This is a genomic window from Rathayibacter sp. AY1B4 (assembly GCF_002932815.1).
In the GTDB taxonomy this organism is placed as follows: domain Bacteria; phylum Actinomycetota; class Actinomycetes; order Actinomycetales; family Microbacteriaceae; genus Rathayibacter.
Window position 1 is genome coordinate 48,765 of sequence record NZ_PSWN01000006.1, and the last position, 13,380, is coordinate 62,144.

Here is a 13,380-nt window from a genome sequence, read left to right on the forward strand (position 1 = left end):
GGAGGCTAGGCCTTCGCGACCTTCAGCATGTATCCGAATCCTCGCTTGGTCTGGATGAGCGATTCCTCCGAATGCGTGTCGAGCTTACGTCGCAGGTACGAGATGTAGGACTCGACGATGCCCGCATCGCCGTTGAAGTCGTACTCCCAGACGTGGTCGAGGATCTGCGCCTTGCTGAGCACCCGGTTCGGGTTGAGCATCAGGTAGCGGAGCAGCTTGAACTCGGTGGGGCTGAGCTCCACCGGCTCGTCGCCGACGAGGACCTCGTGCGTGTCCTGGTCCATGGTCAGCTCGCCGGCCCGGATGACCGCGTCCTCCTCGGCGTGCATGGTGCGGCGGAGGATCGCCTTGATGCGCGCGACGATCTCGTCGAGGCTGAACGGCTTCGTGACGTAGTCGTCACCGCCGACGGTGAGGCCCGTGATCTTGTCCTCGGTGTCGTCCTTCGCCGTGAGGAAGAGGATGGGGGAGGTGTATCCGGCCGAGCGGAGGCGCTTGGTCACGCCGAATCCGTTCATGTCCGGGAGCATCACGTCGAGGATGATCAGGTCCGGCTCCTCCTCGAGGACCGCCGAGATCGCCTGGGCCCCGTTGCCGACCGCACGCACGGCGAAGCCGGCGAAGCGGAGGCTCGTGGTGAGCAGGTCTCTGATGTTGGGCTCGTCGTCGACGATGAGAATGCGGGGTCCGTCCATGCAGGACAGTATCTGGCCGTCGGCTGTACGGAGTCTGGGAGTCGGTTGTCCGGGCGCTCGGTGCAGGCTCGGCGGCGGGGAACGCCGGATCGGAGGCGGTGCGGCAGGAGGAGAGCGCGTCCGATCAGGGCTGCGCGCGGCGGCGCCGGACACCCACGATGAGCATCGCGATCATCATGAGGAACGCGATGGGCAGGCCCACCAGCGGCACAGCGAAGACGAACTGCCAGAACGGGCCGGCGTACTCGCGGATCCCGAGCGCGGGGGCGACCAGGATCGCGAGGAACGCGAGGACCGTCACGACGATGATCGCGATGAACATGTAGGCGAGCGTGCGCTCCGCGCGTCCGACGCCCGCCGGCTCCTGTGGCTTCACCCGTCAAGGATAGGGCGGCCCCGGTCGACTAAACTGATGGCTGCTTCATTTCCAGGAGGGGTCTGCATGCCTACCGGCAAGGTCAAGTTCTACGACGAGGAGAAGGGCTTCGGCTTCATCAGCACTGATGACGGCCAGGAGGTCTTCCTGCACGCTTCCGCGCTGCCCTCCGGGACCGCGGTCAAGGCCGGCACCCGCCTCGAGTTCGGCATCGCCGACGGCAAGCGCGGGGCGCAGGCGCTCTCGGCGCGCGTCCTCGACGCTCCGCCGAGCCTGGTGAAGCTCAACCGGAAGTCCGCGGACGACATGTCCGTGATCGTGGAGGACACGGTCAAGCTGCTCGACGGGATCGGCGCCGGGCTCAAGCGCGGCCGCTACCCCGACAAGGCGCACGGGCGCACGATCGCGGCGCTCCTGCGCCGGGTTGCGGACGAGCTGGATGCCTGACGCCGACGGCACGACCGACGAGCAGGGCCCGGTCGAGGAGACCGTCGCCGCTCCGACCCCGGAGGACGCTCGCGTGGAGCAGTCCTCGGGAGAGGGCGACTCCGGCGAGCCGGACACGGCTCCTGCCGAGGAGGACTCCTCCGCCGAGGACGCGAGCGGAGCCGACGAGGAGATCGCCGCTGACGAGGCGGCTCCTGTCGACGAGGCTCCCTCCGGCGAGGGTGAGAGCGACGCCGCCCTCCCGGTGACCGAGGCTCCTGGCGAGGACTCCGCCTCTGCGGAGGAGACTCCTCCGGCCGACGATGTCGCCGCTGAGGCGGGGGCTCCCGGCGCGGACACGGCTTCTGCTGCAGTGCCGGCTCCTGCTGAGGACGCGGCCCTTGCTGACGATGCGGTTCCTGCTGACGACGCGGGAACACCTGAGGACTCGGCTCCTGCTCAGGACATGGCTCCTGCTGACGACTCGGCTCCTGCTGAGGATGCGACTTCTGCTGAGGATGCGACTTCTGCAGAGGATTCCGGTCCCGGCATCGACGAACCTTCCGAGGCCGACGACGACTTTTCCCCGGGGGAGGCGGACGAGGCCGCCGCGGACGAGGCTCCCGAGCCCGTCTACGAGGCGGACGCCGTGCTTGCCGGGTCTCTCGATGTCGCGCGCGCCGCGCTCGCCGAGATCGCCCCCGAGGGGACGATCGGCGAGCTGGTCACGACTCTGGCGCAGGGCGAGCACGTCGTGTCGCTGCAGTTCGCGAACCTCATGCGCGGGTACCCGGGTTGGCTGTGGACGGCGACGCTGTCCCGGATCGACGAGACCGAGGACGTGAACGTCCTGGAGGTCGAGCTGCTGCCGGGTGAGGGCGCGGTCCTCGCTCCGGACTGGGTGCCGTGGTCCGTGCGTCTCGCCGACTACCAGACCGCGCAGGACGCGCTCGGCGAGGAGGTCGAGGACGCGGACGACGACGAGCTCGAGGACGCCGAGGAAGACGACCTCGACGACGAGTCGGACGACGACTCCGACGAGGACGAGGACGCGGGCGACGACTCGGATGACGACGAAGACTCGGACGACGAGGACTCGGACGAGGACGACTCCGACGACGACGACGACCCGGACGACGACTCCGACGACGAGGACTCCGACGACGTCGAGCCCGAGCCCGCCCCCGCCCCGACGACCCGTCGCCGTCGACGTCGCCGCTGATCCGGTCCGGCGCCGCCCGATGAGCATCGACTCCGACACCCGCGTCGCTTATCCCGACGGCGCCATGCGCTCCTCCGGGCGCGTGCAGCACGTGGGCCGGCTGGAGGACGGCCGCTGGGCGGTCGTCCTCGATGCGACCTCCGCTCACCCCGTCGACCCGACCTGGCCCGACCAGGGGCCCGACCGCGGCGCGCTGGTCGTGGCGGGGGAGCGGCATCCCCTCATCGACTGCCGCATCGGGGCGTGGCAGGGCGGCGAGCTGCACGTCGGCGAGCGGCTCCCGGCGCGGCTCGGCACTCCGGAGTGGAGCTTCGTCGTCGTCCACATCGTCGACGACGCCTCCTCACTCCACGTGGACGACGAGGTCGACGTCGAGGTCGACGCGGAGCACCGGCACGAGCTCTCCCGTGGGCACACCGCCTGCCACCTCGCCTCCCTCGCCCTGAACGCCGCTCTGGCCTCGTTCTGGTCGAAGCCGGCGCGCACCGACGCTCTCGGGAACCCGGACTTCGACCAGGCGGCGATCCAGACCTCGCGGATCCGCGAGTCCGGCTCCACCGACGTCTACCGCCTCGGCAAGTCCCTCCGACGCAGCGGGATGGACACCGCCCGCCTGCTGGCGGAGATCCTCGAGGTGCAGGAGCGGGTGAACGCCCTCCTCGCCGAGTGGATCGCCTCGGACGCGGAGGTGCGCATCGAGCGCGACGACGACCTCCTCAGCACGCGGCGGACCTGGCGCTGCACCCTCCCCGCGGGGGACGCCGCGATCGCGTGCGGCGGCACCCACGTCGAGCGCCTCGGCGAGTTCACCGGCCTGCGCGTCCGTCTCGAGCCCGAGGCCGACGGCACCGGACTCCGGATGGAGACCGACGCGGTCTAGCGGCGGTTGCGGCTGTAGAACAGCCCGATCGTGCCGAGGACCAGTCCGATCACGACGGTCGACAGGACGACCGGCTCGATGACGGCTCCGACGGCCGTCGCCACGAGCACGGCCACGAGCGCGACCGCCCAGACGACGCACCCGACCAGCAGAGCCGTCGCGTCGTCGCTCGCGTAGGGCGGCGGCGCGGGCCGCCGCTCCTCCTCGCGCAGCCACAGCCGCATGGCGTGCCTCAGACCGCCAGGCGCTCGAGGACGTGGTCGATGCAGCCGAGCAGCGAGCGGACGTCGTCCGGCTCGATCGCGACGAACGTCGCCACGCGCAGCTGGTTGCGGCCGAGCTTGCGGTACGGCTCCGTGTCGACGATCCCGTTCGCGCGGAGGATCTTCGCGACGAGAGCGGCATCGACGGAGGCGTCGAAGTCGACGGTCGCGACGACCTGGGAGCGGTGCTCGGGCACCTCGACGAACGGGGTGGCGAGGCTCGAGGCCTCGGCCCAGTCGTAGATCGCGGAGGAGGACTCGGCCGTGCGCGCCGACGCCCAGGCCAGGCCGCCCGAGGCGTTCATCCACTCGAGCTGCGACTCCATCAGCAGGAGGGTCGAGAGCGCCGGAGTGTTCAGCGTCTGGTTCAGGCGCGAGTTGTCGACGGCGTTCTTGAGGCTGAGGAACTCGGGGATGTAGCGGCCGCTCGCCGCGATGCGCTCGATCCGCTCGATCGCGGCGGGGGAGAAGAGGCCGAACCAGAGTCCGCCGTCGGAGGCGAAGTTCTTCTGCGGGGCGAAGTAGTAGACGTCGGCCTCGGCGATGTCGACGTCGATGCCGCCCGCCGCGCTGGTGGCGTCGATGACGGTGAGCGCGCCCTCGTCGCCGCGGACCCGGCGGACCGGGGCCATCACTCCGGTGCTCGTCTCGTTGTGGGGCCACGCGTACACGTCGATCCCCTCGACGATCTCGACCTCGCTCCGGGACCCCGCGGGGGCGGAGACGACGTGGGCCGGCTCGAGGAACGGCGCGGAGGCGGCGGCCGCGAACTTCTGGCCGAACTCGCCGAACGTGAGGTTCTCGGCGCGGCGCTCGATGAGGGAGAAGGCGGCGGCGTCCCAGAAGGCGGTCGAGCCGCCGTTGCCCAGCAGGACCTCGTAGCCGTCGGGGATGCGGAACAGCGTGGCGAGGTGCTCGCGCACGCGCCCGACGAGGTCCTTGACGGGCGCCTGGCGGTGCGAGGTCCCGAGGAGGTGCGCGCCCTGCGTCGCGAGGTGGGCGAGCTGGTCGTGCCGCACCTTGGACGGGCCGCAGCCGAACCGTCCGTCGTGGGGGAGCAGCTCGCGAGGAATGGTGAGGTCCGGCATGCGTTAATACTAGGGTTCCCGGCCCGCACCCCTCCTCCGAGCGACGGAGGCCTGCGTCGCGCCGCAGCGCCGATGCTGCGTCGTGGCGACCACTAGGGTGGAGCGCGCCGAGACGGGAAGGCTGAGATGACGGATCTGATCGACACCACCGAGATGTACCTGCGCACCATCCTCGAGCTCGAGGAGGAGAACATCATCCCGCTGCGCGCGCGCATCTCGGAGCGGCTCAGCCACTCCGGGCCGACCGTGTCGCAGACCGTCGGTCGCATGGAGCGCGACGGCCTCGTCGTGGTCTCGGGCGACCGCCACCTCGAGCTCACCTCCGACGGCCGCCGCAAGGCGATCCACGTCATGCGCAAGCACCGCCTCGCCGAGCGGCTCCTCCACGACGTCATCAAGCTCGACTGGGAGTTCGTGCACGAGGAGGCCTGCCGCTGGGAGCACGTGATGAGCGAGCAGGTCGAGCGCCGCCTCCTCGAGATGCTCGACCACCCGACCGAGTCGCCCTACGGCAACCCGATCCCGGGCCTGGACGAGCTCGGCGACACCCCCGCCTCCCGCTTCGCCGACGGCGTCATCAGCCTGCCGCGCTTCGTCGCAGGGTCGAGCGAGCCCCGCCGCGGCGTCGTCCGGCGCCTCGGCGAGCCGGCGCAGGTCGATCCGGAGCTCCTCCTCCAGCTCAAGCAGGCCGGGGTCGTCGCCGGTGCCGAGGGCGAGTTCTCGGCCCTCAACGGCTACGTGCTCGCTCGCATAGACGGCGCCGAGGCGGGCATCGAGCTGCCGAACGAGGTCGCGGCGCACATCTTCCTCGTCGTCTGACCCGCGTCTCCCTGGGAGCGGCCCGTACGGGCCCCTACCGCATCCGGTGACCGGAGGCGATCGGGAGAGCGGTCTCTTCCCGCCGAGAAGGTGACAAATCGGTAACGGTCGCTTACGCTCTGTGGAGCCCTGCGGCCGAGCCTCGGTCCCAGGGCGCGGGATCCGACGCCCCCACACCCGTCTCGGATCCTGTGCACACCGATGCTTCGTGCATGAGACGGGACAGCTGCCTGGGCTGAGGGGACGTCGGAGGATCTCCCCCTTGCCCCAGAACCCCCTCACCCCGAACGAGGACGCCGGCTCACCCGACCGGTTCCGCTCCAACCACCCCGACCGCTCCGGCGACGCGACCTTCGAGAACCGGCCCCCGGTCATCCGCGCCCGGATCCACGGGGACGCACCCGTCTCCCGTCGCGCCGTTCCCGCAGCTCCTGCCCGCCGCGCGGACATCACCGACTTCGTGCCGTCGCCGGCCGGGACCCCGCGCAAGCGCCGGGGCCGTGTCGTCGGCAAGGTCGCGATGGTCGGCTTCGCCGGCGCGCTGGTCGCGACGATGGCGCTCCCCGCCTACGCCTTCACTCCGGGCAGCCAGGACGACGGCCTGTTCGCGGCGTCGCGAGCCGACCTCCTCCGCCAGGGCTCCGCGCAGACCGTCGCCGTCGACGGCGGAGTGGTGCAGGCCGCGATCGCCCGCGACGGCTTCTCGGCCGAGGCGGCGCCCCCGCCGCCCGCACCGGAGCCCGAGCCCGTCGTGGTGGCCGAGCCCGTCGTCGACACGAGCGACGTCGCCGAGGCGCGCGCCGAGACCGCCGAGGAGTTCAACTCCTACTCCGGCGCCTCGGCCAGCGAGATCGCGGCCGCCGCCCCGACCACCAGCTACAGCCTCTCGGCGGTGTTCGACACGGCGATGCAGTACCAGGGCGTGCCCTACGTCTTCGGCGGAGCCGACCCGAGCGGCTTCGACTGCTCCGGCTTCGTGATGTACGTCTTCGCCCAGTACGGCATCTCGATGCCCCACTCGGCCGCGGGCCAGGGCGCCATGGGCACCCCCGTCTCGCTCGCCGACGCGCAGCCCGGCGACCTCGTCATCATGGACGGCCACGACGGCTTCTACGCGGGCAACGGCAACATCCTGCACGCGCCGTACGAGGGCGCGAGCGTCCGCGTGCAGCCGCTGTGGACCTCCGACTACCGGATCGTGCGCATCAACGGCTGACCCGGTCGATCCGCTCGAGAGCCCGTCCCCTCCTGGAGGGGGCGGGCTCTCGTCGTCCCGCCGTGTGAACGCCGCGTGACGAATCCGGACCGACCCCTGGTGTTCCGGGCGTGAAGGGTTAACCTGAACCCCAGTCCGCTCGCGTGGCGAGCGGATCGATTCGTCGAGGGACGGAGTGCCGGGATGGCCGAGCGGAGCGGGCGCCACAGCGTGGGGCTGCGCTCGCGCGTGCGGCCGGCCGATTCGATACGCGCGCGGGTCCTCACCGCGGCGGTGCACTCCTCCGACACGCGGATACGACTCCACGTCATCGCGCGGCACCCCGCCGCGGCCTCGCAGGGCGCCGTCATCACGACGGCGCCCTTGCTCGTGGTCACGGCGCCTCCGCGCGACGGCGTGCGACAGCACGGAGGTCACTGATGCGCACTCTGGTTCTCAACGCCGGCTACGAGCCGCTCGCGGTGGTGTCGTTCAAGCGGGCCCTGGTCCTGCTGATGACGGAGAAGGCGACCGTGATCGCCGCGGACGAGGGCAATCCGGTGCACAGCGCGCACGGCGACCACGTGCGGCCCTCGGTGATCGTGCTGACCCGCTACGTGCGCATCCCGAGCGGCCGGAGCGTGCCGGTGTCGCGCCGGGGCGTGCTCCGCCGGGACAACCACCGCTGCGGCTACTGCGGTCAGCACGCGGCGACGATCGACCACATCCAGCCCAAGTCGCGCGGGGGCCGGGACACGTGGGAGAACCTCGTCGCCTGCTGCCAGCGCTGCAACAACGTCAAGAGCGACCGCACCCCGCACGAGATGGGATGGCGTCTGCGCACCGTCCCCCGGATGCCGCGCGCCGGCTCCTGGCTCGTGCGCGGCGCGGAGCGGACGCAGCCCGACTGGGACGACTACCTGGCTCCCGCCGCCTGACGGGCCGCGGTCGCGCCGCTGGCGGCGTTGTCGTCGGGCGCGATACCGCCGGTATCGCTTCCTCCTCCGCCTTGCCAGCGACACGACCGCGACCCGTCAGTGGAGGGCGTGGTGCGCGACCCGGCGCTATTCGTTGTCGTTGCCGGTGCTCTGGCTGGCGTTGCCGGAGCGCTCGCCGGCCCAGGTCCAGTTCGCGACCTCGGGGATGTCCTCGCCGTGCTCGCGGGTGTAGGCGCGGGCGCGGATGCGGGCGTCCTGCATCTCCTGGCGGAGACCGGCGGCGCGGGCGCCGAGGCCGGGGGTCCGGTCGATGACGTCGATCACCAGCGAGTAGCGGTCGAGGTCGTTGAGCATCACCATGTCGAACGGAGTGGTGGTGGTGCCGTTCTCCTTGTACCCGCGCACGTGCAGGTTGCCGTGGCCGGTCCGCTTGTAGGTCAGGCGGTGGATGAGCCACGGATAGCCGTGGTAGGCGAACACGATCGGGCGGTCGGGGGTGAAGACCGCATCGAACTCGCGGTCGGAGAGGCCGTGCGGGTGCTCCGACTCCGACATCAGGCGCATCAGATCGACCACGTTGACCGTGCGGATCGCGAGGTCCGGCAGCGTCTCGCGGAGGATGCTCACCGCCGCGAGGGTCTCGAGGGTCGGCACGTCGCCCGCGCAGGCGAGCACGACGTCCGGGGACTCGCCCTGCCGCTCGCTGCTCGCCCACTCCAGGATGCCGAGTCCGCGCGTGCAGTGGGCGACCGCCTCCGCCATCGTGAGCCACTGGGGCGAGGGCTGCTTTCCGGCGACGACCACGTTGACGTAGTCGACGCTGCGGAGGCAGTGGTCGTAGGTCGAGAGGAGCGTGTTCGCGTCGAAGGGCAGGTAGACGCGCACGACCTCGGGCTTCTTGTTGACGACGTGGTCGATGAAGCCCGGGTCCTGGTGGCTGAAGCCGTTGTGGTCCTGGCGCCAGACGTGGCTCGAGAGCAGGTAGTTGAGGCTCGCGATCGGGCGGCGCCACTCGATGTCGCGGGTGCCGTCCAGCCACTTCGCGTGCTGGTTGAACATCGAGTCGATGATGTGGATGAACGCCTCGTAGCAGGTGAAGAGCCCGTGGCGGCCGGTGAGCAGGTAGCCCTCCAGCCAGCCCTGGCACTGGTGCTCCGAGAGCACCTCCATGACCCGCCCGGCGCGGGCCAGGTGGTCGTCGAGGGGGCTGAGCTCGGCGTCCCACTGCTTGTCGGTGGCGGCGTAGACGGACTGCAGCCGGTTGCTCGCGACCTCGTCCGGCCCGAAGAGGCGGAAGTTGGTCGGGTTGGCGCGGATGACGTCGGCGAGCCATTCGCCGAGCACCTTCGTCGCCTCCGCGACGGTGCCACCCGGCTGCTCGACGACGACCTCGTAGCGGCGGAAGTCGGGCAGGTCGAGGGTCTGCCGCAGCAGCCCGCCGTTCGCGTGCGGGGTCGCGCTCATCCGCAGCTCGCCCTCGGGGGCCAGCGAGCGGACTCGGTCGACCACGCCGCCCTCCTCGGTGAAGAGCTCCTCGGGCCGGTAGGAGCGGAGCCAGTCCTCGAGGAGCCGAGTGTGCGCCTCGGTGTCGCGGGCGTTGGGCAGCGGGACCTGGTGCGAGCGGTAGGTGCCCTCCACCTGGACGCCGTCGATCTCGGTCGGGCAGGTCCAGCCCTTCGGGGTCTTCAGCACGATCATCGGCCAGGCCGGGCGTGAGAGGTCGCCGGCTGCGGCGCGCTCCTTGATCGCCGCGATGCGGTCGAGCACCGTGTCCAGGACGTCGGCGAACCGCTCGTGCACGCGCATCGGGTCCTCGCCGTCGAAGCCGCCCTCGACGAGGAACGGCTCGTGGCCGTACCCGCGGAGGAGGCTGTCGAGCTCCTCCTGCGGGATGCGGGCGAGGACGGTCGGGTTCGCGATCTTCCAGCCGTTGAGGTGCAGGATCGGCAGGACGACGCCGTCGGTGAGCGGGTTCACGAACTTGTTGGAGTGCCAGCTGGTGGCGAGCGGGCCGGTCTCGGCCTCGCCGTCGCCGACGACCGCCGCGACCAGGAGGTCCGGGTTGTCGAAGGCCGCTCCGTACGCGTGGCTCAGCGCGTACCCGAGCTCTCCGCCCTCGTGGATGCTGCCCGGGGTCTCGGGGGCGGCGTGGCTGGGGATGCCCCCGGGGAAGCTGAACTGGCGGAAGAGGCGGCGCAGCCCCTCCTCCGACTCGTCGATGTGCGAGTAGATCTCGCTGTAGGTGCCGTCGAGGTAGGCGTTGGCGACCATGCCCGGTCCGCCGTGGCCGGGGCCGGTGATGTAGAGGGTCGGCTGGCGGCGCTCGCGGATCGCGCGGTTCAGGTGCGCGTAGATCAGGTTGAGGCCGGGGGTGGTGCCCCAGTGGCCGAGCAGGCGGGGCTTGATGTCCTCGCGGCTCAGCGGGGTCTTCAGGAGCGGGTTCGCGAGCAGGTAGATCTGCCCGACCGCGAGGTAGTTCGCGGCGCGCCACCAGGCGTCGACGGTGTCGAGAGTGTCCTGGGTCAGCTCGGCGTCGGCGGGTCGGGCGATCCAGCTGTGCTCGGGGACGGGCAGGAGGGACGGAGCGGGGGAGTCGGCCATGTGCCCACGCTGGCATCCGGACGCCCGGGGCGGAAGGGCCTTGCAGGCCCGGCTCCGGAGGGGGTCAGGCGCGCGGCGTCGCCCGGCGGAGGACCAGCGACCCGACCGCCGTCAGGAGCGCGGCGGGGACGAGGAGCAGAGCGGCGGCTCCGGCGGTGCCCGCGCTCTCGAGGACGTCCGCCACGACCGGCCGGCCCCCGGCGAGAGCGACGACGACGACCACCGCGAGTGCCACCGCTCCGAGGGCGAGGAGGAAGGCCGTCACTCCGCGCTCCCGCCAGCGGAGGAAGACCGCTCCCGCTGCTCCCCCGAGGGCGAAGGCGGCGAGGAGCGAGCAGAGCAGGACGACGAAGCGCTCGTGCCACGGACCGTCGAGGGGGGAGGCGAGGAAGAGAGCGCCGCCCAGCCACCAGCCCCCGGTGGCCTCCTCGATCGCCCCGAGGACCACGACGATCGCCGACCAGAGCACGGACAGTGCCGCGAAGGCGAGGGCGCTGCCGAGGACGTGGTCGCGTCGGGTCGCTCCGTAGCTCAGCGCCAGCCCGAAGGTGGCTGTCGTGGCCTGGATGGAGCCGATGAAGAGGAAGACGACGATCAGCATCCCCGGCCCCACGAGGAGGATGCCCGAGTCGCCGCCGCCCCGCTCGGCCCCGATCCCGCGGAGGACGAGCCACCAGATCACGAGGTTGCCGGCGAGGACGGCGAGCAGGACGAGCAGCGGCCAGCCGAGGACCGTCCCGGGGTGGGCGAGGTGGAGCCTCAGAACGGAGAGGATCCTCCGCGGGGAGGCAAAGCGGCGGGCGGCGGCGGTCATGGTCGGTCCTTCCGGATCGGGGGCGGTGGTGTCAGCTGCTGCGCGGGGTGGCGCGGCGGAGGATCGCCCAGCCCGCGACTCCGGCGATCGCGGTCGGGATGAGCGAGAGGGAGTAGCCGCCCGCGTATCCGACGCTGCCGAAGAAGGAGCCGACGGCGGGCCAGTTCTCGGTGAGCGTGAGGAGGGTGATCACGGCCAGCAGGAGGGCGCCGAGGATCCCGAAGAAGAGCAGCATCCCGCGCTGGCGCCAGCGCACGTAGACCGCCGCCGTCGCCGCTCCGATGAAGAAGAAGAAGAGCAGGGCGCAGAGCACCGCGACGGCCTGCTCGCCCACGGAGTCCCCGCCGAAGTAGATCGAGCGGAAGAAGCTGCCGCCGAAGCCCCAGCCGTCGGTCGCCCGCTCCACGATCCCCAGGACCACGAAGACGCCGGTGTAGAAGACCGAGAGGGCGACGAAGGTGAGGGCCGTGCCGAGGGAGAAGTCGCGGCGGGTGGCGCCGTAGCCGAGGGCGAGGCCGAAGGTGACGTTCACCGACTGGACGGCCACGACCATCATGTAGACGAAGAGGAAGAAGGACGCGCCGGAGTAGGTCATCCCCTCCTGCGCCTCGAGGCGCTCGCCGGAGTCGAGCCCGCGGAGGATCAGCCACCAGACGACCAGGTTGCCCGACAGGATGACGGCCGTGATGATCAGCGGCGTGTAGAGGATGGTGGCGGGGTTCGCGAAGTGCAGGCGGACGATGCTGCCGAGGCGGCCGGCGGCGGTGTCGTGGCGCGCGGGGGCGCCGGTGAGGGCGGTCATTCCGAGGCCTTCCCGGTGGTGAGCTGGACGACGAGCTGCTGGAGGGGGACGGACTCGAGTTCGAGCCCGTGGCGGGCGGCGGAGGCGCGGCCGGCGTCGTCGAGCCGGGGGAGCGTGGCCGAGGCGCGGCTGCCGAGAGCGGAGCGGGCGATGACCTCGCGGCCGGCGGTGAACGACTCGACGGCCTGCCGGGGTCCGATGACCGTCGCCGCGGCACCCCGCAGCTCCTCCGCGTCGCTGTCCACGACGAGGCGGCCCTGGTCGATGACGAGGACGTGCTCGAGCAGGCTGCTGACCTCGTCGATGAGGTGGGTGGAGAGGACGACCGTGCGCGGGTGCTCGGCGAAGTCCTGGAGGAGGCGGTCGTAGAACAGCTGCCGGGCGACGGCGTCCAGCCCCAGGTACGGCTCGTCGAAGAACGTGAGCGGGGCGCGGGAGGCGAGACCGACGATCACTCCGATCGCCGAGAGCTGTCCGCGGGAGAGCTTCTTGATCTTGCGGTCGACCGGGAGGCGGAAGTCCTCGACGAGCTCGCGGGCGAACGCCTCGTCCCAGCCGTCGAAGAACCAGGGAGCGCTGCGCAGGACGTGCTTCACCTTGAAGTCGTCGGGGTACTTCTGGCTCTCCTTGATGAAGCAGGTGCGGGAGAGGACGGCGGCGTTCTCCACCGGCGACTGCCCGAAGACGCGGATCTCGCCCGAGCTGGCGAACTCCTGGCCGGTGAGCAGCGACATCAGCGTCGTCTTGCCCGCGCCGTTGCGGCCGAGGAGGCCGTGGATGCGGTTCTCCTCCAGCGCGAAGCCGATGGCGTCGACGGCGCGCATGCGTCCGTAGTTCTTGGTGAGGTCGTGGACCTCGATGACCGCGCTCATCGCGATCCCCCTTCTGTGATCATGTCGGCGAGCTGCTCGGTGCTGAGGCCGAGCTTGGCGGCCTCGGCGAGCAGCGGAGCGACGAACTGGTCGCGGAACTGCGTGCGGCGCTTCTCGACCAGCCGGTCGCGCGCCCCCTCGGCGACGAACATGCCGATCCCCCTCTTCTTGTAGAGCACCCCGTCGTCGACGAGCAGGTTCACGCCCTTGCCGGCGGTGGCCGGGTTGATGCGGTGGAACGCGGCGAACTCGTTGGTCGACGGGACCTGCGACTCCTCCGGCAGTGCGCCGTCGATGATGTCGTTCTCGATCTGCTCGGCGATCTGCAGGAAGAGCGGGCGGGAGTCGTCCACGCGGGCTCCTTCGGTGCTGGGTTGGGTGGTTAGTTG

The 13,380-nt window shown here is 71.2% G+C and carries 15 protein-coding genes; 6 read left to right on the forward strand and 9 right to left on the reverse strand.

The annotated features are described in order from the left end of the window. Positions 1–5 precede the first annotated feature (5 nt). Positions 6–695 carry a response regulator transcription factor gene (locus C5D66_RS05600; RefSeq protein ID WP_055787731.1) on the reverse strand — a complete coding sequence of 230 codons (690 nt, stop codon included), beginning with the start codon at positions 693–695 and terminating at the stop codon, positions 6–8. Positions 696–819: 124 nt separating this feature from the next. Continuing rightward, positions 820–1,071, reverse strand: coding sequence for a hypothetical protein (locus C5D66_RS05605; RefSeq protein ID WP_258061220.1), 252 nt, complete (start codon positions 1,069–1,071; stop codon positions 820–822). A gap of 66 nt (positions 1,072–1,137) precedes the next feature. Between C5D66_RS05605 and C5D66_RS05610 the strand changes: the two genes are divergently transcribed. Genes C5D66_RS05610 through C5D66_RS05620 form a run of 3 tightly spaced genes read left to right on the forward strand, consistent with a single transcriptional unit; the run spans position 1,138 to position 3,599 of the window. Continuing rightward, a complete protein-coding gene (locus C5D66_RS05610) occupies positions 1,138–1,518 on the forward strand; it encodes a cold-shock protein (RefSeq protein WP_104224602.1) in 381 nt (126 codons plus the stop codon). Further along, the gene (locus tag C5D66_RS17440) at positions 1,511–2,719 is read left to right on the forward strand and encodes a DUF3027 domain-containing protein (RefSeq protein WP_258061221.1); all 1,209 of its coding nucleotides are present in this window, start codon (positions 1,511–1,513) and stop codon (positions 2,717–2,719) included. Before C5D66_RS05610 ends, C5D66_RS17440 begins: the two co-directional genes overlap by 8 nt. 19 nt (positions 2,720–2,738) lie before the next feature. Then, positions 2,739–3,599 (forward strand): metal-dependent hydrolase, encoded by an 861-nt coding sequence (locus tag C5D66_RS05620; protein ID WP_104274206.1) that lies wholly within the window; start codon positions 2,739–2,741, stop codon positions 3,597–3,599. On the opposite strand, the gene C5D66_RS05625 is transcribed toward C5D66_RS05620, so the two are convergent. Beyond that, on the reverse strand, positions 3,596–3,823 hold the full coding sequence (locus C5D66_RS05625; RefSeq protein ID WP_104224604.1) for a DUF2530 domain-containing protein: 228 nt from the start codon (positions 3,821–3,823) through the stop codon (positions 3,596–3,598). The two genes, C5D66_RS05620 and C5D66_RS05625, sit on opposite strands and share 4 nt — an antisense overlap. Before the next feature lie 8 nt (positions 3,824–3,831). Further along, positions 3,832–4,950, reverse strand: coding sequence for a phosphoserine transaminase (gene serC, locus C5D66_RS05630; protein WP_104224605.1), 1,119 nt, complete (start codon positions 4,948–4,950; stop codon positions 3,832–3,834). Between the two features lie 126 nt (positions 4,951–5,076). Between serC and C5D66_RS05635 the strand changes: the two genes are divergently transcribed. The 3 genes from C5D66_RS05635 to C5D66_RS05650 all read left to right on the forward strand — a co-directional run bounded on the left by C5D66_RS05635 (position 5,077) and on the right by C5D66_RS05650 (position 7,902). After that, positions 5,077–5,769 carry a metal-dependent transcriptional regulator gene (locus tag C5D66_RS05635; RefSeq protein ID WP_104326815.1) on the forward strand — a complete coding sequence of 231 codons (693 nt, stop codon included), beginning with the start codon at positions 5,077–5,079 and terminating at the stop codon, positions 5,767–5,769. A 262-nt stretch (positions 5,770–6,031) separates the two neighbouring features. Further along, positions 6,032–6,985 (forward strand): C40 family peptidase, encoded by a 954-nt coding sequence (locus C5D66_RS05640; protein WP_258060437.1) that lies wholly within the window; start codon positions 6,032–6,034, stop codon positions 6,983–6,985. Positions 6,986–7,404: 419 nt separating this feature from the next. Next, a complete protein-coding gene (locus C5D66_RS05650; protein ID WP_104224608.1) occupies positions 7,405–7,902 on the forward strand; it encodes an HNH endonuclease in 498 nt (165 codons plus the stop codon). Between the two features lie 126 nt (positions 7,903–8,028). Here the strand turns inward: C5D66_RS05650 and C5D66_RS05655 are convergent, their stop codons facing one another. From C5D66_RS05655 to C5D66_RS05675, 5 genes are all read right to left on the reverse strand, one after another. Next, entirely contained in the window at positions 8,029–10,503 is a 2,475-nt protein-coding gene (locus C5D66_RS05655; protein WP_104255433.1) for a phosphoketolase, read from the reverse strand. Between the two features lie 64 nt (positions 10,504–10,567). Continuing rightward, complete coding sequence (locus C5D66_RS05660) at positions 10,568–11,317, reverse strand: hypothetical protein (RefSeq protein ID WP_104255432.1); 750 nt, start codon at positions 11,315–11,317, stop codon at positions 10,568–10,570. A gap of 31 nt (positions 11,318–11,348) precedes the next feature. Further along, complete coding sequence (locus C5D66_RS05665) at positions 11,349–12,119, reverse strand: ABC transporter permease (RefSeq protein ID WP_104255431.1); 771 nt, start codon at positions 12,117–12,119, stop codon at positions 11,349–11,351. After that, positions 12,116–12,991 carry an ABC transporter ATP-binding protein gene (locus tag C5D66_RS05670; protein WP_104255430.1) on the reverse strand — a complete coding sequence of 292 codons (876 nt, stop codon included), beginning with the start codon at positions 12,989–12,991 and terminating at the stop codon, positions 12,116–12,118. Before C5D66_RS05670 ends, C5D66_RS05665 begins: the two co-directional genes overlap by 4 nt. Further along, positions 12,988–13,344: a GntR family transcriptional regulator gene (locus tag C5D66_RS05675; protein ID WP_104224613.1), complete on the reverse strand. Its 357-nt coding sequence runs from the start codon at positions 13,342–13,344 to the stop codon at positions 12,988–12,990. The genes C5D66_RS05670 and C5D66_RS05675 overlap by 4 nt, the downstream gene beginning before the upstream one ends. Positions 13,345–13,380 lie beyond the last annotated feature (36 nt).

Coding starts and splice junctions, on each gene's coding strand:
- C5D66_RS05600 (WP_055787731.1), bottom strand. CDS start 695: ATGGACGGACCCCGCATTCTCATCGTCGACGACGAGCCCAACATCAGA.
- C5D66_RS05610 (WP_104224602.1), top strand. CDS start 1,138: ATGCCTACCGGCAAGGTCAAGTTCTACGACGAGGAGAAGGGCTTCGGC.
- C5D66_RS17440 (WP_258061221.1), top strand. CDS start 1,511: ATGCCTGACGCCGACGGCACGACCGACGAGCAGGGCCCGGTCGAGGAG.
- C5D66_RS05620 (WP_104274206.1), top strand. CDS start 2,739: ATGAGCATCGACTCCGACACCCGCGTCGCTTATCCCGACGGCGCCATG.
- C5D66_RS05625 (WP_104224604.1), bottom strand. CDS start 3,823: ATGCGGCTGTGGCTGCGCGAGGAGGAGCGGCGGCCCGCGCCGCCGCCC.
- serC (WP_104224605.1), bottom strand. CDS start 4,950: ATGCCGGACCTCACCATTCCTCGCGAGCTGCTCCCCCACGACGGACGG.
- C5D66_RS05635 (WP_104326815.1), top strand. CDS start 5,077: ATGACGGATCTGATCGACACCACCGAGATGTACCTGCGCACCATCCTC.
- C5D66_RS05650 (WP_104224608.1), top strand. CDS start 7,405: ATGCGCACTCTGGTTCTCAACGCCGGCTACGAGCCGCTCGCGGTGGTG.
- C5D66_RS05655 (WP_104255433.1), bottom strand. CDS start 10,503: ATGGCCGACTCCCCCGCTCCGTCCCTCCTGCCCGTCCCCGAGCACAGC.
- C5D66_RS05660 (WP_104255432.1), bottom strand. CDS start 11,317: ATGACCGCCGCCGCCCGCCGCTTTGCCTCCCCGCGGAGGATCCTCTCC.
- C5D66_RS05665 (WP_104255431.1), bottom strand. CDS start 12,119: ATGACCGCCCTCACCGGCGCCCCCGCGCGCCACGACACCGCCGCCGGC.
- C5D66_RS05670 (WP_104255430.1), bottom strand. CDS start 12,991: ATGAGCGCGGTCATCGAGGTCCACGACCTCACCAAGAACTACGGACGC.